Annotated in this window: 25 protein-coding genes and 2 pseudogenes; 17 read left to right on the top strand and 10 right to left on the bottom strand. The window is 41.2% G+C overall.

Annotation, left to right across the window (positions count from 1 at the left end):
- Nucleotides 1-470, bottom strand: a 470-nt coding sequence (locus tag ACSBQN_RS08410) for a hypothetical protein (protein WP_434991647.1), incomplete at its 3' end; no start/stop codon positions are given.
- A gap of 87 nt (nt 471-557) precedes the next feature.
- Entirely contained in the window at nt 558-1,202 is a 645-nt protein-coding gene (locus tag ACSBQN_RS08405; protein WP_434991646.1) for a YoaK family protein, read from the bottom strand.
- Between the two features lie 313 nt (nt 1,203-1,515).
- Between ACSBQN_RS08405 and chaA the strand changes: the two genes are divergently transcribed.
- The gene (gene chaA / locus ACSBQN_RS08400; RefSeq protein WP_214177236.1) at nt 1,516-2,610 is read left to right on the top strand and encodes a sodium-potassium/proton antiporter ChaA; all 1,095 of its coding nucleotides are present in this window, start codon (nt 1,516-1,518) and stop codon (nt 2,608-2,610) included.
- A 470-nt stretch (nt 2,611-3,080) separates the two neighbouring features.
- Nucleotides 3,081-3,245: pseudogene (locus tag ACSBQN_RS08395) on the top strand (NADP-dependent isocitrate dehydrogenase); the annotation flags it as partial.
- Nucleotides 3,246-3,447: 202 nt separating this feature from the next.
- On the opposite strand, the gene ACSBQN_RS08390 reads toward ACSBQN_RS08395, so the two are convergent.
- The 3 genes and pseudogenes from ACSBQN_RS08390 to ACSBQN_RS08380 all read right to left on the bottom strand — a co-directional run bounded on the left by ACSBQN_RS08390 (nt 3,448) and on the right by ACSBQN_RS08380 (nt 7,414).
- Nucleotides 3,448-4,506, bottom strand: a complete 1,059-nt coding sequence (locus ACSBQN_RS08390) for an HNH endonuclease (protein ID WP_354633243.1) — start codon at nt 4,504-4,506, stop codon at nt 3,448-3,450.
- A 118-nt stretch (nt 4,507-4,624) separates the two neighbouring features.
- Nucleotides 4,625-6,448 (bottom strand): ATP-binding protein, encoded by a 1,824-nt coding sequence (locus ACSBQN_RS08385; protein WP_354633244.1) that lies wholly within the window; start codon nt 6,446-6,448, stop codon nt 4,625-4,627.
- Between the two features lie 263 nt (nt 6,449-6,711).
- Nucleotides 6,712-7,414: pseudogene (locus tag ACSBQN_RS08380) on the bottom strand (tyrosine-type recombinase/integrase).
- A gap of 293 nt (nt 7,415-7,707) precedes the next feature.
- On the opposite strand from ACSBQN_RS08380, the gene ACSBQN_RS08375 reads away from it, so the two are divergent.
- Together ACSBQN_RS08375 and ACSBQN_RS08370 are read left to right on the top strand one after the other, a co-directional pair.
- Nucleotides 7,708-7,851, top strand: coding sequence for an MmcQ/YjbR family DNA-binding protein (locus tag ACSBQN_RS08375; protein ID WP_225902579.1), 144 nt, complete (start codon nt 7,708-7,710; stop codon nt 7,849-7,851).
- A gap of 194 nt (nt 7,852-8,045) precedes the next feature.
- Complete coding sequence (locus ACSBQN_RS08370) at nt 8,046-8,504, top strand: Hsp20 family protein (protein ID WP_024473406.1); 459 nt, start codon at nt 8,046-8,048, stop codon at nt 8,502-8,504.
- A 225-nt stretch (nt 8,505-8,729) separates the two neighbouring features.
- On the opposite strand, the gene ACSBQN_RS08365 is transcribed toward ACSBQN_RS08370, so the two are convergent.
- Together ACSBQN_RS08365 and ACSBQN_RS08360 are read right to left on the bottom strand one after the other, a co-directional pair.
- Entirely contained in the window at nt 8,730-8,936 is a 207-nt protein-coding gene (locus tag ACSBQN_RS08365) for a hypothetical protein (protein WP_024473405.1), read from the bottom strand.
- A 246-nt stretch (nt 8,937-9,182) separates the two neighbouring features.
- Nucleotides 9,183-9,563 (bottom strand): winged helix-turn-helix transcriptional regulator, encoded by a 381-nt coding sequence (locus tag ACSBQN_RS08360; RefSeq protein ID WP_024473404.1) that lies wholly within the window; start codon nt 9,561-9,563, stop codon nt 9,183-9,185.
- An 89-nt stretch (nt 9,564-9,652) separates the two neighbouring features.
- Between ACSBQN_RS08360 and ACSBQN_RS08355 the strand changes: the two genes are divergently transcribed.
- The 11 genes from ACSBQN_RS08355 (at nt 9,653) to ACSBQN_RS08305 (ending at nt 16,939) form a co-directional block, all read left to right on the top strand.
- Nucleotides 9,653-10,501, top strand: coding sequence for an SDR family oxidoreductase (locus ACSBQN_RS08355; protein ID WP_024473403.1), 849 nt, complete (start codon nt 9,653-9,655; stop codon nt 10,499-10,501).
- Nucleotides 10,502-10,917: 416 nt separating this feature from the next.
- Entirely contained in the window at nt 10,918-11,190 is a 273-nt protein-coding gene (locus ACSBQN_RS08350; RefSeq protein WP_225904178.1) for a helix-turn-helix domain-containing protein, read from the top strand.
- A gap of 229 nt (nt 11,191-11,419) precedes the next feature.
- A complete protein-coding gene (locus ACSBQN_RS08345; protein WP_024473401.1) occupies nt 11,420-11,776 on the top strand; it encodes an MmcQ/YjbR family DNA-binding protein in 357 nt (118 codons plus the stop codon).
- Nucleotides 11,777-12,066: 290 nt separating this feature from the next.
- Nucleotides 12,067-13,113 (top strand): ABC transporter substrate-binding protein, encoded by a 1,047-nt coding sequence (locus ACSBQN_RS08340; protein ID WP_152695732.1) that lies wholly within the window; start codon nt 12,067-12,069, stop codon nt 13,111-13,113.
- On the top strand, nt 13,113-13,826 hold the full coding sequence (locus ACSBQN_RS08335; RefSeq protein ID WP_434991645.1) for a substrate-binding domain-containing protein: 714 nt from the start codon (nt 13,113-13,115) through the stop codon (nt 13,824-13,826). The genes ACSBQN_RS08340 and ACSBQN_RS08335 overlap by 1 nt, the downstream gene beginning before the upstream one ends.
- 102 nt (nt 13,827-13,928) lie before the next feature.
- Complete coding sequence (locus ACSBQN_RS08330) at nt 13,929-14,501, top strand: RBBP9/YdeN family alpha/beta hydrolase (RefSeq protein WP_024473398.1); 573 nt, start codon at nt 13,929-13,931, stop codon at nt 14,499-14,501.
- Nucleotides 14,502-14,699: 198 nt separating this feature from the next.
- Nucleotides 14,700-14,831, top strand: a complete 132-nt coding sequence (locus ACSBQN_RS08325; RefSeq protein ID WP_141650257.1) for a DUF3088 family protein — start codon at nt 14,700-14,702, stop codon at nt 14,829-14,831.
- A 478-nt stretch (nt 14,832-15,309) separates the two neighbouring features.
- Nucleotides 15,310-15,705 carry a hypothetical protein gene (locus ACSBQN_RS08320; protein ID WP_024473397.1) on the top strand — a complete coding sequence of 132 codons (396 nt, stop codon included), beginning with the start codon at nt 15,310-15,312 and terminating at the stop codon, nt 15,703-15,705.
- 153 nt (nt 15,706-15,858) lie between these two features.
- Nucleotides 15,859-16,080, top strand: a complete 222-nt coding sequence (locus ACSBQN_RS08315; protein WP_004239807.1) for a YdcH family protein — start codon at nt 15,859-15,861, stop codon at nt 16,078-16,080.
- Nucleotides 16,081-16,147: 67 nt separating this feature from the next.
- A complete protein-coding gene (locus ACSBQN_RS08310; protein WP_052116567.1) occupies nt 16,148-16,636 on the top strand; it encodes a GNAT family N-acetyltransferase in 489 nt (162 codons plus the stop codon).
- Nucleotides 16,637-16,753: 117 nt separating this feature from the next.
- Complete coding sequence (locus ACSBQN_RS08305) at nt 16,754-16,939, top strand: YegP family protein (RefSeq protein ID WP_024473395.1); 186 nt, start codon at nt 16,754-16,756, stop codon at nt 16,937-16,939.
- A 67-nt stretch (nt 16,940-17,006) separates the two neighbouring features.
- On the opposite strand, the gene nqrE is transcribed toward ACSBQN_RS08305, so the two are convergent.
- The gene (nqrE, locus tag ACSBQN_RS08300) at nt 17,007-17,606 is read right to left on the bottom strand and encodes an NADH:ubiquinone reductase (Na(+)-transporting) subunit E (RefSeq protein ID WP_141650256.1); all 600 of its coding nucleotides are present in this window, start codon (nt 17,604-17,606) and stop codon (nt 17,007-17,009) included.
- A gap of 393 nt (nt 17,607-17,999) precedes the next feature.
- Here nqrE and ACSBQN_RS08295 point away from each other — a divergent pair, with 393 nt between their 5' ends.
- The gene (locus tag ACSBQN_RS08295) at nt 18,000-18,875 is read left to right on the top strand and encodes a sulfite exporter TauE/SafE family protein (protein ID WP_080740560.1); all 876 of its coding nucleotides are present in this window, start codon (nt 18,000-18,002) and stop codon (nt 18,873-18,875) included.
- 364 nt (nt 18,876-19,239) lie between these two features.
- On the opposite strand, the gene ACSBQN_RS08290 is transcribed toward ACSBQN_RS08295, so the two are convergent.
- Nucleotides 19,240-19,458 (bottom strand): hypothetical protein, encoded by a 219-nt coding sequence (locus tag ACSBQN_RS08290; RefSeq protein ID WP_004235049.1) that lies wholly within the window; start codon nt 19,456-19,458, stop codon nt 19,240-19,242.
- A 245-nt stretch (nt 19,459-19,703) separates the two neighbouring features.
- On the bottom strand, nt 19,704-19,874 hold the full coding sequence (locus ACSBQN_RS08285) for a hypothetical protein (RefSeq protein WP_024473391.1): 171 nt from the start codon (nt 19,872-19,874) through the stop codon (nt 19,704-19,706).
- Between the two features lie 319 nt (nt 19,875-20,193).
- Between ACSBQN_RS08285 and ACSBQN_RS08280 the strand changes: the two genes are divergently transcribed.
- Complete coding sequence (locus ACSBQN_RS08280; RefSeq protein WP_354633246.1) at nt 20,194-21,465, top strand: M24 family metallopeptidase; 1,272 nt, start codon at nt 20,194-20,196, stop codon at nt 21,463-21,465.
- Nucleotides 21,466-21,497 lie beyond the last annotated feature (32 nt).

Here is a 21,497-nt window from a genome sequence, read left to right as displayed (position 1 = left end):
CCTCGTGGACGAAAGAATGTGAAAATAGAAATTGAAGTGGGAGTCAGGCATAGAGGCAGGGCACATGTGGTTCTGAGGGAAGGGGTTGTGATGGCCTTCAAACGCAGTTCCGCATCATTCAGATAGCAGAACCGGTGAAAGCTCAGGGTAAACTGCGCCTCCCGGTTTTCGGCGCAGTCTGCTACTAATTTGCAACTGTATTTTATATAACTGGCTCGTTTTTCATTTTTTATGTCTTTGGTAAAACATCCTCTGTACCAAGGCTGAAAGACATTACCCCGGAAGATTAGTGTATTTTCTACCAGGACGGTAAACTGTGTTGCGGGAATCAATCCGCCCTTGTGTTTGTATGGAATTTGAAACTGTGTATATTGTGTAAAAAAATGATATATGATTAGGTCAAAATATCCTGTTATAGGTAATAATATGAGGGGAGCTGGTACCACTGGTAAATTAAATTTCTTTGTCATGATTAAAATAACTATGCCATGATTTTTACTTAAGTGAAATTAAATTTTAATATATTCAGTGAGTTGTTTGGTTTCATTAATCTCATGTTAGTTATGGTTTTTTTGTAAGTGAAAACTAAATAAAATAGCTGTAATGATAATGACAATAATGAATGAAAAACCCGCATAGCCAAAGTTAATTGATAAGATGCTACCTAAAATACCTCCCAAAATAAAAGATGCAATAAGACATAAGTAGATTTTTTTTTCATTATTACATTGTGGTGATTTTAATAATGTTCCAATTAAATTAGTAGACATTCCAGTGATGTATGTTGTATGTATCCCTGTGTTATTGAAATTTGAAAAATTACCATTCTGTATTCCCATCGATAAACTTATTGCAATAGTAAATATATAGTTATTATCAATCTCATTAAATAAAAAACAAATAGAGAATACTAATGTTATTATACATAAAGTAAATAATAAAATATAAGTCTGTGATTTTTGGTCTTCATTTTTTAATCTAAATTTATAGCCGAATATTGTGCCTAATAAAAACCCAAATATTGATACTAATGTAAGTATTAACATGGACCAATTAAATGTTGTAAGATAAATTAAACTAAGTATACTATTACCAGTTAGATGCCCTGTAAATGTTTTTAAAAGAATAAAGGAACTGGCATCAGTAAATCCTCCAATACATGATAGTAAAGCGTAAAAAGGGATTTTATTTTGGTTTGTCATATTCAAATATCCTAAGTTATTTTTTATTATAGAGGTGATTTGTATTTAATTTTTAAATGTTCTATCAGGATATTAAATGGTTTCACTTCTAATTAATATTCTAACAAATAAAATAGCACTAATAAATGATTTATTCAAATTGCAATCCGGAATCTTCCATAAAAATCCTTTCTAATGTAGCAGATGGCATCGAAAGATAAATATATATTAATTTTTCTAATGATTGTCGTGTGAAGCCTCTATTTAGTTGTATATGAACTTAAATTGTATTATTTTTAAAAGAAATAAAACTATGTGCAATTGAGGGATTTTTATGAATGTAATGAAACGAAAAAAATCGCGTCATAAAGAAACATCATTGATATTCTCGTTTTTAGCTATTGTTATTTTATTTTTTTTTGGAAAGACAAATGACTTATTAGTTATTGTTTTGGTTAATATAATTTCCTTAATTGCTATTCTATTCAGTGCGTTTAGTGTTGTTCGACATGCAGATGTTCTGGCTCATCGGTTAGGTGAGCCCTATGGATCATTGGTATTAAGTTTATCAGTAGTTATTTTGGAAGTAAGTTTGATCTCCGCATTAATGGCAACTGGAGGGGCTGCACCAGAATTGATGCGTGATACGCTATATTCAGTGATCATGATTGTAATAACAGGTTTAGTAGGGATTTCTCTCTTACTGGGAGGTTATCGGTTTGCAACTCAATATGTCAATTTGGTTGGAATAAAACAATATTTGATAGCTATCATCCCATTAGCAATGCTTGTTCTTGTTTTCCCTTCTACATTGCCAGAAGAAAATTTCTCAGTAGTTCAGGTAATAATTTTTGCAGCAGTCTCAGCTATAATGTATGGTGTTTTTCTGGTTATTCAAACACATACTCATAAAGATTTATTTATTTATGAATATGAAGATGATATGGATAACGCCTCCCAACATGATATTACATCCAAGTACAGTACTACCAGACACGGGATATGGTTGGTTATTCACCTAATTGCCGTTATCACTGTAACCAAAATGAATGCTATCACGCTGGAATCATTATTAACGGTTCTTAATGCGCCAAAACAGATAACCGGATTTTTGATCGCACTCCTTATTTTATCACCAGAGGGTGTTGGTGCTATTAAAGCGGTGCTTTTGAATCAAGTACAACGAGCTATTAATATATTTTTTGGGTCAGTACTTGCTACAATATCTTTAACAGTACCAGTAGTGGCAATTATTTCCCTAATTACAGGCCAAACCATTATTTTTGGTTTGGATGTTCCCCATATTATGATACTAAGTACGGCATTATTACTGAGTCATATTTCATTTTCATCAGGCCGAACAAACGTACTGAATGGTGCTTCGTTATTAGCTATCTTTGTAGGCTATCTGGTCACTCTTTCATTATGATCATGACATTGATTATTGTCCCTTATCTTAGAATCAGCAGTGTTACTTTTAGTGTAATTCAAATCTTATACGTAGTATCTACTAACATAGCTAAATTTGAAATATTAAATAAAAATACATGTAAACCAATTATAGCTGCGTTATCTCAGAATCTAACTGGAGATCGAGGGTGTGAGCATAAAATATAAATACTATCTTATGAGGACACATTGAATACTAACCAGCTATATGTGGTGAAAGTAGTGGAGTATCATTAGGACAAAGGGTTATCGTAAAGTATTAATCGATAGAAGGGTATGTAATTTCCACAAGAGTCATTTAGTGTTTTTGTGGAATTGCTGGTTATCAAAACCAAGACTAAATGTAAATTAATCAATTAGTTGAAAAAAGAACAATTATTTATGTCAGGTAATAATCTGGGAACTATTTCATGATTTAAATCAGATGGTTATGAGATTGATGTAAATCTACTGCTGCGCCACATGGGCTGGTTTGAGGCTGCTGATTTAATCGTTAAAGGAATGGAAGGGGCAATCGCTGCCAAGACCGTCACTTACGATTTCGAACGTCTGATGGAAGGCGCTAAATTGCTGAAATGCTCAGAGTTTGGTGACGCAATCATCAAGCACATGTAATTCAGTTTACAGTAAAATAGTTAACGGGAACTTATTGGTTCCCGTTCTTTTTTTAACCACTGAAAATCTTCCCCAAAACATCCCCAAAACTCTTCCCCAAAACGGTATAAAATTTGTACGGTTTTTGGTGGGTTTTAGGTTCAGATGAATGGGGATTTTAAGCAAGCGTGGTTGCTTTGAACGAGGAACGGACGTTATTGGGCTATGTGCGTTCATCGTCATTATGTTTTTCATTCCAATATTGCCGATGATTTATCAAATGAGTTGTTAATGGCCAGTTTTTTTTATCTTTTGGTAACATTAGGCATCGACCATTCAACTCTGCATATTCTGTCCCGGCTAGCCGTTCTGATATCCTTATTTTAAAGTCGGTATCAATCCAGAGCAAACCACGGTCAAAAAGAGTATGAATGTCTGTTTTGAGTAACAGTCCATGCTGAGCTCGGGTATGCCAGGCACCTGCATAGGGGGTGATATGGGCAGCCTCAAGCAACACCTGGATCGAACAACCTGTAACCGCACATTTGCCCTCATAAGCTTCAATGAGCTTTCGTCTAAATACGGGTTGTCCTTCCCGAACAATAACTTCACGTAGAGCCTTCAGACGAAAGTCACCTTCATCCACAGGTAATTCAGTGAATAGTTCATCTCTTACCTCAACCACTAGTCGATCACATGGTCTTGGAACAGCTATCTGAATCGGTGTTCTACCATCTTCGCCAATGTCCCATGTACCGTGCAGTTCCTGGGTATATAGTTCATATCGTGTATTTCGTAGGTTTCCCGTACGAAATAACAAGTCGCATGGGTTACCCAAGTCACTACGAGCGCTAGTACGACTACCAAGATATCGATGTCGGGAATTGCTATTAACAGTTAATGCATCCAGCTGAATGCGAATCTCGGTCTCTTTCAAAGGGGCGTTGCTATTATGGATCCACTTGACAATATCAGCGGCAGAGGCTGAACCGAGTTGTGTCACGGCATACCATACACGGAGATATTGTGGAGAGTGCATTTCTTCAGGGATAATACCCGGCACACTAGCTACATATGTTGAGAAATTATGATGGCGCATCCACTCTCCCCATTGGCGAGAATGTGTACTAATACCTATGCGATGTGGTTCGCGTTTGTCAATTTCGTTATAAAATTCCTGTCGGGAGGGAGCTCGACCTAGTTTCTCATAGAGCTCATCACAACACTCCCATACTGCACGTAATAACGGCCCCTGTGGATAGCCATCTTTGCTCAGATTCAAAGTATTCTCCTTCAACTAACATCTGTACAGACTTTAGGTTTAGATGTGTGTGGGGTGAAATAAAAGGCGGAATACTTACACCCCGTTCGGGTACTATGACTGGTTATAACTAGTTGCTCTAGTTTAGAAAACTAATCATTGTAGTGAACCACTTTTTTACCTCTCCGTTCGGATCTCTTTCATGAATTAAGTCCGCAGTCATAAGTGGAAAAGCTCTTTCAGCAAGACGAATTTTGGCATTGTTGTCTTTCATAATGCCATCATATCCCTGTGCAGCAGAATATACTTCCGCGAAAATTTTAGGCGTTGCTTTTCCCTCTGCATTTGGTTGATCTGTTACAACAACATCTACATCAAAAGCCGCTTTGATTGCATCCGAGTGCAGATAACTCTCAATTTCATATTTTTCTGTAATAAAACCGATTGAACCGTCCCCACGAGTATTTACTTTTTCAATTATATCAACATAGCTTGACACATCTGCATCGTAGATGTGCAATTCAGGGCGTCCGAAACCTTTCAGATAATTATCATTCACCCAATGTTTTAAATTGCCGCCGCCAAGAACAACGAAAGCGACTCTATCATCACTAGTTAAATCAGGTATCGAATTGTCTTCTAAGTGTAATGCATGACTTAGCGCTTTTAGTGCTTTGACATCTGTCGGGCCTTCAACACAGCAAATTAACTTAACTCGGCTATCTGGCGTCACTCCAAGGGCTTCTGCTACTTTTCCGAGTACATCTACACCACTTTCAATACAAGGTTTTGCATTTTCATTTCGTGTTACGAAACGAATACCTTCAATTGGGAGGTCGCTGGCAAATCCAGGACTATGGGTCGTAAGTATGACTTGACAATTATGTTCATTCGCAAGATCTAAAAAGGCCTGTTGAAGTATTTTTTGATTGTTGGGATGCTGAGCGGTTTCAGGTTCCTCGACAGCGTAAATGATTCCTTTTTTGCTACTTTGAGTGAGGAGTCTTTCTGCTTCAGCTTTAAAGAAGCTAACTAAGACCAACCGCCGTACACCGCTCCCACGCTTATTTAATGGTATGCCATCTGTACTAAGGCTCACGGAAAATAATCCTATCCATTTTGCTGGAGTTGGAGGGGTAAAATCTGGTACCAGTTCTGATGCTAGAGTTTTATCTATCGTTTCAAGTGCTTTGTGAGTATTATTAGCAATCTCTTCAGTTCGGGCTTTTACTCTCTGTTGAATTCGTTCGATATCATCCTGAACTTCAGCTATTGCGGTAGCAACAGCCGCCTTCATAGGATCTTGAACCTCACCATCTGAATCTTTACTACTTCTGTCACTTTGAAACAAAGCAAATAATGGTAAATACTTGTCGAGCTGATCCCAGACCCTTTTACTGTCTTCTTTAGGTTTTGTCACGGGGATCTCGACTTCTTGAAGTTCTAGGTTTCCAACAGTGTCCCATATAGCCCTTCGCATTAGAGGATTGCCTTTGAGGGCACTAGCAATACCTTGGTCTTTTATTATTTTCTGAAGGTCTTTTTCTTTAAGTTCAAGTAAGTTATTTATACCAGCAGCAGTAGGGTGCTGAGCAATAATAAAAACATCACAACTTATGCTTTTCTTCCCGCAATCAAAAACCTTTTTAATTTTCAAGGTTGACTCAGACGTCAATAAATACTCATCTTTTAGAGTAGTATCATACCCACTATCTAGGATTATTCTGTCTGGAAGATTCGTAAATTCACAGGTAATGCATACTAATTTATTCGCGTTAGAGATGTTTGCATCGTCTTGACTGATTTTCACGGTATCATTGTTAAAAAAGATCTCTAAAGCTTCTAAGACCGTAGACTTTCCGATATCATTTTTTCCAATAAAGGTAGTAAGATCATCAATCTGAACTTTGACAGGGTCCTTGTAACAGCGAATATTTTCTATTTCTACAGATACAAGCTTCATGAACGTTCCTTCTAAGAGTTATAACACCTATACGTTTTTCAGTACGCCTTCTCTTGTATAACTAAATATGAGATTAGAGCTTATTTATTGATAATTAATTTGTATTACATATTATTGCTAGTTATATCTACCCTATGCCAGTAAATTGTTACTTTTTTGTCATTATTTTTAGATTAGTCAATGCTGAGGTGGTAATTCCCCCGAAAAATTAGACAGTATCCTAGAAAACAGGTATATGAATTCAACTATGGATCAATAAAACATTATATCAACACCTTTATCCAATCTTTGCCACGATCATCATGATATTTATCGGTTTGCTGCTGGTTTTTATGACCTAACAGATTTTTGGTGTTAATTCCCTGTTGCCGGTACAAATGTTCCGATAATGACCGCATTTCATGAAATGTCGGTACTGCTCCTTCATCCCATTTTATTCCGCATTTATCCCTGGCTTTCCGGAAAGTTGTAGTCAGCGTATTGGCTGTTACTTTTTCTCCTTTTTGCGCCTGTGGTGTGCTGATAATGAACCAAGTATTTACTGACGACACGATCCCGGAAAAAAGTAATAACTTCGCGTAATGATATACCTATCGCCTGACATCTCAGTGAGAGAGGGATAGCCAATTTTACGCCAGTCTTTTCCTGTTCGATGTGGAGCATGTCGTCCCATACATCCGAAAACTTCATATCAGAAATATCTCCCAGGCGCTGTCCCGTTACGACAGCCAACAGCATTCCGCATCTCAGATAATGGGGGTAATCCTCCGCTTGGCTGAATATCGCCTGCCATTCTTCCAGTGAAAGCCGTTCGCGTTTTATTCTGTTTCGTGGCTGTTTGGTTGCCTGCGCCGGGTTATATCCCGTCGGAACTTCACTGGCATGCTGTGCCTCTTTGAATACATCAATCAATACCGAACGGACATTCAAACCCGCAATCACGGGGTTTATATACGTGCTGTTCATCCATTTCCTTGTTACCAGCTTGCCTAGATGTCATATCAGGCGTTAACTATAGCGATTGATGGTTTGCTTAAGGTACTGGTATGAAAAAGAACGATCTGATTGATTATATTCAGCATAACTACGGGACATCCCCTGATTATCCGTGGATTAAATATCCGGATTATGCCGTATTCAGGCACCGGGGGAATTCCGGGTGGTTTGCTCTTATTATGTCAGTATCTGCTGATAAAATAGGTGCCGGAGACGCAAAGACGGTGGCGGGTATTATTAATGTTAAGGTTGCGCCCTAACTGGTGGGTTCTCTCCGCTTAAAGGAGGGCGTCTATCCTGCATATCATATGAATAAAGAACATTGGGTCACAATAATACTGGATGGAAAGTTTAACAGCGGGGAACTGAAATCACTGATTGATGATAGTTACAGGCTGACGCAGTAAGCGTTATATGTCTGTCTCATTACTTATAAGCTGATATCCCGTATTTGCGGGATTTTTTGTTATATACCATCTTTGTAAAGAAGTGTAAGCTGTATATTGAAAATTCAGACACTATCCTTATATAGATAACGTACACGGATAAGAAAAGCAGTGGTATATAATCAATAGTAAATTGAAATACTGAAGGAGGAATTATGCAGAACATTAGTTCTTTTTCATTATTTCCGGCATTATCTGACAGCTTGCTGTCAACGCGTTTTGATCAGATGGATCGTTTATTCAGCCAGCTTACGGGCAACAGACCAATAACCTCAGAACATCCGTATAACCTGAAGCAATTAAATGATGCGCGTTATCAGCTGACGGTTAGTGTTCCCGGCTACAGGGACGATGATCTTGAGGTATCACTGAAAGGCGGCAAGCTCAGTATTCAGGGCAAACAGCCTGCTGAAGTGGTTAATGAATCAGAGAAATGGGTACATCAGGGGATAGTAAAAAATCAGTTTTCATTAGAATTTAACCTTGGTAAGAATGTTAAAATCCAAAATGCAGAGTTATCCTGCGGATTATTGACATTGGATATAGAGTATGAAATTCCGGAAGAAGAAAAGCCACAGTTAATCGCTATTGAAAATAAAGATACCAAGGCTTAATTTTTTATTCTGTTTACCCTGTGGAAACCGTCAGAACGGTGGGTTCCACAGGGCTTGAAAATGATAATATTGATACGATATATATAGTGCGCTGTTGTTAATAGTATTTATGTGGATTAAAGGTATAACAACAGTGCAAGCCTCACTTCGGTGAGGCTTTTTTATTATCAGGTTATATATTTTTAGTGATGTGATAATTTTGGTTTTATATGCAGGGTAAACAAGTCAAATAGCTTTGCTTATTGATTTTTCGACAGCTCTGCACTCAGGGCTGATTCCATCGACCTGATCTATTTTCCCGGGCTGGTTCCCTTCCGGCGTATCCATTTTGATTACGCATACATTTTGTTCCGGCTGGTGCCTGGTTTTTGGTGAACAGCCTGCTACCAGGAAAAAGAAGACGATAAATAATAATGCCTTAGTTTTGTGCATATAAACAGTCCTGTATTGCAAAGTGTCAGTGCTTAATGCTATCAGGGTAACGGCATGAAATAAAACATATTTTATACATTCTGACTCATTTTAACCCCTTTAAAACATATCACCCGGTTACGGTATTTTCCTGTCAATTATCCGACGGAGGATAATTGACAGGAAAGCGGATACTGAAAGACATTCAGCGGGCTGCAAAGCAGCCGGAATAATGCCTGACGACCGGAGCATCAGCAGCGTAAATAACTATACTGTTTTGCTTTCCTTTTGCGCCAGTATGTCCGGAAGATTTATTTCTATCCAGTCTGCCAGTATGGCGACTTTTTCACTTATCTGTTCACCGGAATCGGTCAGTGTATACTCGACGTGGGGCGGTAATACCGGATATGACACGCGATTAATGAAGCCATCCTGTTCCAGCGCCTGTAATGACTGAGCTAACATTTTCTCACTTATTCCGCCGATTTTGCGTCGTAAATCGCTGAAACGGTGTGTCCCGTCACGAAGGGAAATTAAAATCAGTATCCCCCAGCGGCTTGTTACATGTTTAAGAATTTCCCGGGAAGGGCATTGCGCGGCAAATAAATTACCGTCGCGTAACTGTTGGGATAATGTTGAAGCTGCCACGTTGCACTTACCTTTTTGTATGTACTTACTTTAAGTAAGTCTAGGTGTTATGTTAACGAAACACAAGTGATACATTAAGGAGCTATCTTATGATTGCGATTACCGGTGCAACAGGCCTCCTGGGCCAACATGTTATTGAAAACCTTCTGCAAACAGTCCCGGCAGGCCAGATTGTGGCGATTGTCCGTAATCCGGCAAAAGGTGCATCCCTGAGCCGGAAAGGTATTTCTGTACGTCAGGCTGATTACAATGATGAAGCATCATTAATCAGGGCGTTACAGGGGGTTGAGAAACTGCTTCTGATTTCCTCCAGCGAAATCGGGCAGCGAGTCACGCAGCATCGTAATGTGATTAATGCTGCAAAATCAGCCAATGTGAAATTTATTGCCTATACCAGTTTGTTACATGCCGATACCTCTCCGCTGAGTTTGCATACTGAGCATGTGGAAACAGAAAAAATGCTGGCTGATTCCGGTATCCTGTATACCCTTTTGCGCAATGGCTGGTATACGGAAAACTATCTGGCCAGTGTGCCTGCTGCGCTTGAGCATGGTGTCTTTATTGGTGCGGCCGGAGACGGAAAAATCGCTTCCGCAGCCAGAGCTGATTATGCGGCGGTTGCCGCCCGTGTTATCAGTGAAGACGGGCATGCGGGTAAGGTGTATGAGCTTGCCGGAGATGAGGCGTGGACATTAAGCCACCTGGCGAAAGAACTGACTGAACAGAGCGGAAAGAGTGTTGTGTATCAGAATTTAAGTCAGGCTGATTTTGTTGCTGCACTGAAAAATGCGGGCTTGCCTGATAAATTGTCTGAGATGCTTGCTTACTCTGACATTGGTGCGTCCGAAGGAGGATTGTTCGATGATAGTCATACTCTGAGTAAACTGATTGGACGACCAACAACAACACTTGCTGAGAGCATCAAAAGTATTCTGTAACTTATCTTTCGGCAGAGTTTCTGCAGGCACAGAGTACGGTATTTGCTGGTGGTAAATAAACACGATAACCGATGGCTATTATTAATAGCAGATACAACTGAAAAAAAACAGCCCGGCTATTGCCGGGCAAATTGATTAACGGAAGGGATACTTGCGACTTCTGCAACCGAATATACCTGCCAAAAGTTAAACGTAATATAAACAAGTATAAATACTTGGTATTAGGTTTATAATTAAGGCCAATGGGGTTAATTGGTCTTTTTGCTTGTCGTTAAACAATAATTTAAGATTTTTTCACGTCAATGTCTTTTATTTTTGGATAATTATTCTGAGTTGTATATTTTTTGTTGATAGCTTGGTTTGTCAGTCAGCATATTATGTTTTACCTTTAATATATGTTTATCAGGAGGTTCATAATGAAAGATATTAATTTTATTGTAGGGCAGAATATCCGCGACCTAAGACACCGTAATGGCTTGACTACAAAGATGTTAGCTAAAATGCTGGGGGTCTCACAGCAGCAGTTGTCAAGGTATGAACGGGGTGTTAATAAAATAGATGTCAGTGTTGTATTTAAGATAATAAATATATTTCATGTGTCTTATGAATATCTGTTTCCTGAAGCTCAGAATGATTATACTGAATCAGTAAAAAGCTCCTTTGTATATATGGAGCCTTTAGCAATCTGATAATGCAAAAAATAAAATCATAAATGTTATTCATTACCATATAAAAAATGAATATCATTCTTATTTAAGTATGATAAATACACAATAAAGCCAGCTTAATATATTGTGAGCTGGTTTTAATTTGTACAAAAATATCACTGCATAAAAACAGGATATATCAGAGCGCCATGATAAATGCTGTAATATCGGTATCTGACATAGCCATTGATGATTTACTTAAGGTGCTGATATGAAAAAGAACGATCTGATTGAATATATCCGGACTAATTACGGCTCAGCCCCTGACTATCCGTGGATTAAATATCCGGATTATGCGGTATTCAGGCACCACGGAAATGCCAAATGGTTTGCTATCATAATGTCAGTATCTGCTGATAAAATAGGCGCCGGAGACGCAGAGAAAGTAGTGGATATTGTTAATGTTAAAGCTGTACCGGAAATGGTTGGCTCTCTCCGCTTAAAGGATGGCATCTATCCTGCGTATCACATGAACAAAGAACACTGGGTTACGATAATACTGGATGCTGAATTCAGCAGTGAAGAACTGAAGTCATTAATTGATGATAGTTACAGACTGACCTGGTAACGATAATTTACAGGATCAACTCTCCGTAATTTCTTGATAGTTCGCATGTTCCGTTATTTCGGAGCCCATATATTAAATTTTTATTTTGTACCTTTATCCAATCTTCGCTGTGATCATTATGATATTTATCTGTTTGTTGCTGATTTTTATGTTCAGGCAGGTTTTTGGTTTCCGGGGCATTTACTGGCATGCAGAATATCGCATTCCTGCGCAGTAATACCCCCGGAAACAGTTGACCCATGAAATCAACCGATATATAACAAAGTATATATCGGTTATAGTGGGTAATAATGATGAAAAAGTATCTGATTGGGTTTATTGCTGTCATTTTTTCATTCTCCGGCCAGGCGGCGCGGGAGTTGACAGATCAGCTGGGGCGCAAGGTTGTTATTGATGATCATGTTGAGCGCGTGGCTGTTCTTCAGCATCAGACACTGAATTTACTGGTTCAGCTGGATGCAACGGACAAAATTGTGGGTGTGATGGGAAACTGGCGTGAGCAGCTCGGTCAAAATTATGAACGGCTGGCGCCTGAACTAGTGAAAGTGCCCAATGTAGGCGATCTGAAAAGTGTCAATCTTGAAAGTCTGGTGCAGCTGAAACCGCAGGTGGTTTTTGTCACTAATTATGCGCCACAGGAAATGATCGATAAAATTACGCAGGTGGGTATCCCGGTTATCGCCATTTCACTGCAGAAAGACAACAGCAGCCACGCTAAGAATAATGTGAATCCTGAGCTTGATAATGAAGAGCAAGCCTACAATGACGGGCTGAAAGAAGGGATTACCCTGATTGGTGATATCGTTAATAAGCCGGACAATGCAAAAGAGCTGATTAAACAAACCTTTGACAGCAGGGATATAGTCGCCCGTCGCCTGAAAGATATTCCTGAAAATCAGCGTGTCCGGGCTTATATGGCAAACCCGGATTTAACCACTTACGGCTCAGGAAAATATACCGGTTTAATGATGCAGCATGCCGGCGCAATGAATGTTGCCGCTGCGACCATTAAGGGGTATAAACAGGTTTCTCTCGAGCAGGTTATCAGCTGGAACCCGGAAGTTATTTTTATTCAGGATCGCTACCCGGGCGTTGTTGACGAAATTAATAACGACCCCCGCTGGCAGGTTATTGATGCAGTGAAAAACAAACGTGTTTATTTAATGCCGGAATATGCCAAAGCCTGGGGATATCCTATGCCGGAAGCGATGGCAATCGGTGAGCTTTGGATGGCGGCTAAATTGTATCCGCAGAAATTTGCCGATATTGATGTGGATGCAAGAGTGAATAACTGGTATCAGAAATTCTATCGCACTCAATATCAGGGCAGTCATTAATGCATATTATGGCGGCCGGCAGTCTGCGGGGAGCACTGACTGCCATTTTAACCGGTTATTCCGGTAATAAAATACCGCCGGTAACCTGTGATTTTGGTCCGGCAGGTTTATTGCAGAAAAAAATTGAATCCGGGGTAAAGTGTGACCTGTTTTTGTCCGCGGATCGGGCACATCCGGAAGCATTACTCCGGAATAATATCGTATTCAGGGTTGAGCCTTTTATTGCCAATTACTTAGGGATCACCACCACTACTGAATTAGCTGAACAGTATCCTGACTGGCAGCAATTACTGCGTGCTCCGGATTTAATTATCGGTACCTCAACGCCGGTTGATGATCCCTGTGGGGATTATGTGGTGCAGTTTTATTCTGAACTCAGTAAAGCCGATCCGGAACTGGCGGAAAATATCCGCAATCGTACACGGCATCTGGTGGGCGGAAAAAATTCCCCGGTGATCCCCGCAGGACAAGTGGCGTCTCAGTGGCTGATTCATTCTCATCAGGCAGATGTATTTATTGGTTACCGGCACTATCAGAAAAAAACGTCAGAACTTCCCGGGCTCGCGACAATCGCTATTCCGGAAGCAGATAATATTAAGGCAATATATTGTATGGCCTTAATGTCGCCGCTGGCTCAGACTTTCGCTGATTACCTGTTACAGACTGAATCACAACAGATTTTTATAGAAAATGGTTTTGTGTCTCTTAGCTGAAGCAACTAAAAAAACGGCTAAAAATATGATGGAAAATGTTATATTAAAACAGTCAGATAAAACCAATATGTTGAAAATTCAACCTGAATGCCGGGGCTGAGAGTGAAAGGAAAAAACGTTATTATTGTTCACGGTTATACTGCATCACCGGCAGATAACTGGTTTCCGTGGTTAAAAAAAGAACTGGAATTGCGTGGTGCCACAGTTGCCGTTCCTGCGATGCCGGAACCGCATTCTCCCGATCCGCAAAAATGGCAGCAATGCCTTATCAGCAACAATATAACAGCGGATGGAAATACAATTTTTGTCGGACACAGTCTTGGTTGTATTACGGTGCTGCGATATATCGCCGAACATATTCCGGAAGGGACAAAACTGGGTGGTTATATTTTAGTCTCCGGCTTTGATTGCAGTCAGGAAACATTACCTGAGCTGGAGGCGCATGTTCAGTATCCTCTGGATTATACTAAGCTGACAGAGATTTCTGATAAACGAATTTCAGTCATATCTTCCGACGACTGGGTGGTCAGCCCGCAGGCATCGAAAACGCTGGCGGAGTCGTTGCAGACTCAGGTTATTGTTGAAAATAACGCCGGACATTTTCTGGACAGGGAAGGATATACTGAGTTTCCGGCGCTGCTTAATATATTCAGAACTGTCTTTTCTGTTTCCTGAAATACAATTTATATTATTCCTTATTATTCATATGGTTGTTATAACCATCCGGGCCTGATAAATTTCCGGAATACATCTTAAAATGAGTAATATGTCATGCATAAAGCTGCTGTTTCACTGATTTGTTTGGTCGTGCTGACAGGGCACCGGTGCATGAACAGCAGCGGGCTGTTATGAGAGGGAAGCGCCCTGATTATCATGAAAAATACACTGTATCTTTTAAAAATGGGATTTTCTGACTTAAATTATCCCGGAAGTCTCTTTCTTTGCCCTGACTGCACGCTGTTAGAAGGCGTTCTTGCCACGAATCTTTTTAAAGGACGGAAATAACAGTAAACGCACCAATAAACAGCGTACCAATCAGTACAGAAGCCGGCAGAGCCGTAATACCGGTGACTGACTCCCCATTTATTAATACAGTACCGTAGCCAAGTGCTCCCATAATCCCGCGACATATTGAAATAAACAGCATTGGAATGCTCAGGCCTATCAGTATCAGCTTATATATGACGAATATATTTGTGCGGGCGTATAACAGAACGCACTAATCTCACAGGCGGGAACAGGAAATCCTCACAACTGATTAAAATATTAAAAGACTTATTTTGATGAAGTAATTAGCTATTGAATGAATAAATAGCAGTTATTTATTTTACAAATAGAAATAATGGTGGTGGAATTCATCTTATATTTTACTTAGCCTCAGGTGGTATTATCAGTTGATAACTCAATGTTATTTTTCATTGTGTTTACATATAAAATAATCTTATGTAATAATGCTTGCGTTCAATTATCAGGAATTAACCTTATGCATTATGTAGTTATATCTCATTTGTCATTATGTCTTCTTGTCGGATGTGCTGAAGCAGGCAATAAAACTAACGCTGAATTAACCGTCGCCACCAAAAAAACACCTGAAAACCTTATGAATAAGACGACTGGTAAGCCGACCTATATGCTTGCCGGGCATTCGAAATTTGAACAGGATGCAGAGAAAAGCCGAAATAAACAGAATGAACTTTTTAAAGCCGGATTAAAGGAGAGCAGAAATACCGGCATCGATAGTGATTTTTCTTATAAGCCTGCGAAATTTCCTTCTTATGCATATGGCCAGTATGCATCGCCGGAATTTGTCTGGAATAGTGAAAAACAGCTCTATGAAGTAAAACCATCAGCCAGCATGACCTTAACAATAACCCCTTGATTTTTTGTCCGGCCGGTCGCTGCATAATCTTCGTGCAAAACGGATACGGTATTAAACCGCAAACCTATGTCAAATTTTTTAAATCCGGCCTTTGATTTGCGAACTGAAATCGCAGATGATGGCACTATAGTCACTGACAGGAGGTAAGTTGTTATGTTTCCGGAATACCGTGATTTGATCTCCCATCTTCGCCAAAATAGTCATCAGTTTCGCACGCTGTTTGATAAACACAATCAACTCGATCATGAAATTGCCCGTCTGGAAAAATCAGACAGAAGCGGCTACAGTGAGGAAGTGGTGGAACTGAAAAAACAGAAATTACGCCTGAAAGAAGAAATCCACCAGCTTCTTAAAGATCCGCCGGAAGATGACTGAATTTCCTTAATATGCCATCGGTTAATCCGGTGGCTTTTTGTTTACGGGGACAAAAAAGGGAGGAAACATGATTTGTTACCGGCAGATGGTTAATACAGATTGCGGGCAGGTAGCTGCATTATTACAGGAGAATGCTCAGTCACGGCAGGGCGGATTGCTGGGGGAATATCCCCTGCAGAAAGTTGAAAATATGTTTGCGCATGCACTGACGGTGATTATTGCACAGGATGATGACGTGATTGCCGGGGTGGTGTTCAGTTTTCCGGTACAGTCCGCACAAATATCGCCGGTGACCGCGGTGATTTCACAGCAATTCGGTGAGTTACTGGAAAATAACTGGTTTTACGGCCCGGTCTGTATTGCGGCAGATTATCGCGGACAGGGAATTTTACCGGCGCTGTATCAGCGGCTATGTGCAGAAAACAGCGGAAAACCGGTTGCCTTTATTAATCAGGATAATGAACGTTCGGTTCGTGCACATCTGAAATCCGGTATGAAAGAAGCCGGTCATTTTATCTGTGATAATACCCCTTACTTATTGATGATTGGCCGCTGAATATCAGCGATTTTATCTTTTCCGGTTTTTATTTCCTGTTTTTACGTATTAGTGACTATACTGAAATCGTCATTATGATTTGCCGTATTAACATGATTTTCAACCGAGGAGCTTGTTATGGGGTATTACGAGTTAAAAAAATCAACCAAAGATATACCGCAGCCGTACTATTTCGTTCTGAAAGCCGGAAACCATGAAATTATCGCCACCAGCGAAATGTATGCCTCAAAGCAGGGGGCAATGAATGGTATCGCGTCTGTACAGAAAAATGGCCCTTCTGAAGTGATTAAAGATTTGACCTGATCAATACCGGTAAATTAAACGAAGGCTCCTGATGGTTGCTCTGTCAATATCAGTGAGCCTTTTATATTTACAGAGAAATACCGGAAAATGACATAAAACCGAGAGACATCAGCCCGGCGGAGATAAAGGTAATACCCAGCCCGCGTAATCCAGCCGGAATATCTGAATACTTCATTTTCTCCCTTAATCCTGCGAGCGCCGTAATGGCCAGCAGCCAGCCTATACCGCAGCCTGCACCGTATGTAATGGCTTCAGTAAAGGTATAATGCCGTTCAATCATAAAAATGGTGGCGCCGAAAATAGCGCAGTGGATAGTCAGCAGAGGCAGAAAAACACCGAGTGAGTGATAGAGGGACGGAATGAATTTATCAAGAAACATTTCCAGAATCTGAACCAAAGCAGCCAAAACAGCAATAAAAGTAACAAATGACAGAAAAGAGAGATCGATACCCTTAATAATTGCGCCATCAGACAGCAGGTAATGATAAATTAAGTTGTTGATTGGTGTGGCAACGGTCAGAAGAAAAACGACGGTCAGCCCGAGTTTAAAAGAGGTATTAACCTCTTTGGATACGGCAAGGAAGGTACACATTCCGAGGAAAAAACTTAGTGCCATATTCTCAATAAAGGCTGCTTTTATGAAAATGTTAAGATGATTTTCTATCATGATCCCCCCTTTATTATATTTTGATTGATTATTCTAATAAAAACAGTAAATTAAATAAAGTGCATTTCCTGTTAAATGAGGTGATGTCATGAAATCAGTCAAAAATAAATGCGTGATAGCCTTGCTTGATCACTATTTTCCTGAGTTATCCGCTGATTTATCCGGTTACAATGTTGCGGAGAATAATTGTTTTTTTAGCGTAAGAGTCTGGATTAAAAACGAAATTTATCCTGATTATATTATTTTTGAGAAGTGTGATGTGTCAGGAGAGCTGTATCTGATTAAATCACTGTCAAACTGCTGTTAATCCCCGGTTTCTGCGGATCCGGAACTCAGACATTTATTATTTCTGAGAATGGCATCCTGGCTGAAATACAATACCGGTTGTCCTGCATGCAAAAGCAGATTGCCCGTCTGCTGTTTATAGTATGGGTAACAATTATGTTCAGCGGGGCGGTTTCTGTGTTTTTACTCTTATTTGCGTGTGGCTGTATTGTCGGGTCGACAACGGTATTGTTTGGTTTTGGCGGCGGATTTTTTATTGTTCCGCTGCTTTATGCATTGTTAACAGCCACGGCAGACAGCCATACCGCAGCGGCGGCTATGAATATTGCAGTGGCAACATCCACCGGAGTGATGATATTCAGCGCGTCAATGGCAACCCTTCGTCAGCACCGCGCCGGAATGATTAACTGGCCGCAGGTACGCCCGCTGGCGGGATATATTGCTGCCGGTGCGGTAGCCGGTGCGCTGCTGGCGATTGCAGTTCAGGGGCTATGGGTTAAGTGGATGTTTATTGCTTACCTTGCTATCACTATTCTGGACAGTATTTTCCGCCCCGGCTTTATGACACAGTCAGGATCTCATCTGCGGACAATGTCAGCGGGTGCTGTTGCGGTGGCCGGTACTGTGATTGGTGTGGTGGCTGCATTTCTGGGGGTGGGCGGCAGTGTGATGACCGTTCCGCTGATGCGCCGCCGTGGTGCGGAAATGGCACAGGCGACGGCAATGGCTAATCCGCTGTCTTTGCCGATGGCACTGGCCGGTACGCTGACTTATATTTTGCTGGCCCGCCATGAAACGGCGGCATTCGGCAGCGGTTTTGCCGGTTATGTGGATATTCAGGCTTTTATGTTACTGATTGCCGGATCCTGGCTGGGGCAAAAACTCAGCGCGCCGCTGATTGGCCGGATCCCGGATAAACTCTATGCTAAATCTTATCTGGCGTTGCTGATATTTGTGCTTTTGGTGATGGTGGTTGTGCAGTAAGCAGGATATCTCCGCCGAAAAGTAATAATCTGCAGCGAATTAACAGGGTGCGGGTTGCCGGTTGATTTTGTGATCTATCAGCTTTACTTATATCTCCGGATATCCTTAAATATCTGCGGGTTCTTTGTTTGTCAGATACTAAGTAAGGTTTACAGGAGAATCGATCATGTCACCAATGACGAAAAGTACGATGGTATACCCTATTGGTTTCTTCACCTGCATGGCACTCATTATCTTTATTGTTGCGTTAGTGATTTGATAACGGGTAATGAAGAAGAAAGGAAAACCTCCCGCATGAACGGGAGGTTTTTTTACGGCCCCGGTATGGCGCCGGTTTAATCCGCGGATAACACCATTATAATGATCAGATTGCGCCCTGTTTTTCCTCTTTAACTTTTTTCGCTTTTTTTCCTTTTTCACTTTTTACTTTTGCTTCGTGTTTTACGGCTTTTGCATGGCTGTCCGCTTTAGTGGCGGTAATACCGGAATGTGCCGCGGAAACTGCCGGTGCCGGAGTCGATGCCATTGCACCGAAAGAGAATAAACCGGCCAGAGTTGCAACAATAAGGGCTGAATGTTTCATTATGATATCCTCAGGATTACGGGAGTATTTATACCTGCTCAGCGGGTATGGATGAAACATATTCCTGTTTTTTTCGCCGCACAACGGGATATACATAAACAGTGGCAATATTTTCAAATCTCCAGAAAACTGACAAATCCTGATATTTCACCATAGTTAATGATATTTAATTTATTGTTTAAAATCAGTTTGTTATGGTGGTGTTTTTTGAAGTTTAAACGGTTCATCAACAGGAAATAAATTTATTATTTTCCCGGATTAAGTTTTTTTTGTAATTCTTCTGTCAGCCGGATCAGTTGCATCTTGTCTTTTTCTGAAAGATATGCAGTGTAATTATCCGTAAAGCGGTTAATACGCTCCATGCCTTTGATGATTTTTGCTGCGGCTTTATCGATATCACTCTGATTTGTATTCATTGTTTTTTCCTTTACAGTACCGTTGTTATTACTATTATCAGAAAAAATAGTGATTAATAGCTTAAATTGAATTAATCCGGTTCATCATAAAGAATTAAGGGAGTCTTCATTTTCTTTTTTCCGGAGAGGATTATTGTGAAAAGTTAAATAAGAAAATCCGTTTTTCCGCATTGCATAATCCGCCTTCGCGTATTTCCATCGGGTGAACGAGCCCCGCGTAGCGGGGAAGCTAGGTGTTGATCCGGATCTTGTCATTGACGGATTTCGGATCATTCACTACGATGTTAATTCATTCAAATGAATTAACAGGAGGTGACTTATGAAAACAGCAAACACAGCAATACCGGCAGGGTTCTCTTTACAGGAGCGGGATCGCCGCTGGGATCTGGCGCGTGACATCATGCGCCAGCGTAATCTGGATGTTCTGATTGTTTATGGTGACCGGGAATCTGCTGCTCCGGCACCGTTCTGCGTGGATCACTATTTTACCAATGACCGCCTCGGGTCTGTGGTGATCTTTTATCAGGACAATGACCCGGTTGTGGTGACATTTGCACCGATGATGATTGCTGACCATATGCAGGCCGCATTACGGGGGGACAATCAGTGGTTGTCGCCGTCACAGATTATGGTCGGTAAAACCGGACGTAATATCGGGGCACTGTTCCGGGAGATGAATGTACCGGCGACGGCGCAAATCGGCGTGATCGGGCTGGAGCCGTATCCGCCGTTCTATTTTGACGGTGCGATGCCGTTCAATACCCTGACCGGGATTAAAGAAGCGTATCCGCAGGCGGCGATTGTACCGGTTTACCGTGACTTTTTTGTCCGCGCTTCCGTAAAAAGTGAGGAAGAGCTGGCACATATCCGTCACGCTGCCGCCATCGGTGAAGCGATGAGTGAAGCCATGCGTGTGACAGCAGTACCGGGAAACAGTGAGGCAGATATTGCGGCGGCAGTCACTGCCACCTGTTTATCTGCGGGGGGATTTACGGCGGAGATCCTGATGGGGTCCGGCCCGGAATATATCGGCTGGGGTCAGCCTGCCTGGCAGTACCGCTCACAGAAACCCCGGGAGATTGAGCGCGGTGATATTGTGTTGTCAGAAATTTTCGCACTGTACGGAATGTATGAAACCCAGCATCAGGCGGCGGTTGCGGTCGGTAACATTCATCCTCAGCTGGAGAAAGCGGCACAGGTCGCCCGGGAATGTTATGACATCGGGGTGTCATATCTGAAAGAGGGTGTGACATTCGGGGAAGTGGTCGATGAGATGGAAAAACCGTTGCTGGCTTCCGGCGGCTGGCATGTGCATCCGCTGATCCACAGCATCAATCCGTATGGTCCGATCGGGTTTGGTACTGCGCCGGGGATTGAATCGCTGCCGCTGGTATCCCGTTACCGCAAAGTAGAGCGTCTGCCGAATCCCGGCCGGGAACTGGTGCTGAAGGCAGGGATGAGCTTTGCATTTGAACCGAATTGTGCCTTTGGTTATCATCTGTGTAACCTTGGCGGTACGGTCATTGTCGGGAAAAACGGCGGAATTGAGCTTAATGATAATTCCACCCGGCTGATGCGTGCTGATCTCTGATTATACCGGTGAATCCTGCAGATGACGGAAAA

This window comes from Morganella sp. B601, from assembly GCF_051172335.1.
GTDB lineage: Bacteria > Pseudomonadota > Gammaproteobacteria > Enterobacterales > Enterobacteriaceae > Morganella > Morganella morganii.
Note: the sequence above shows the minus strand (reverse complement) of the source record. Positions and strands in the feature narration are given on the sequence as shown.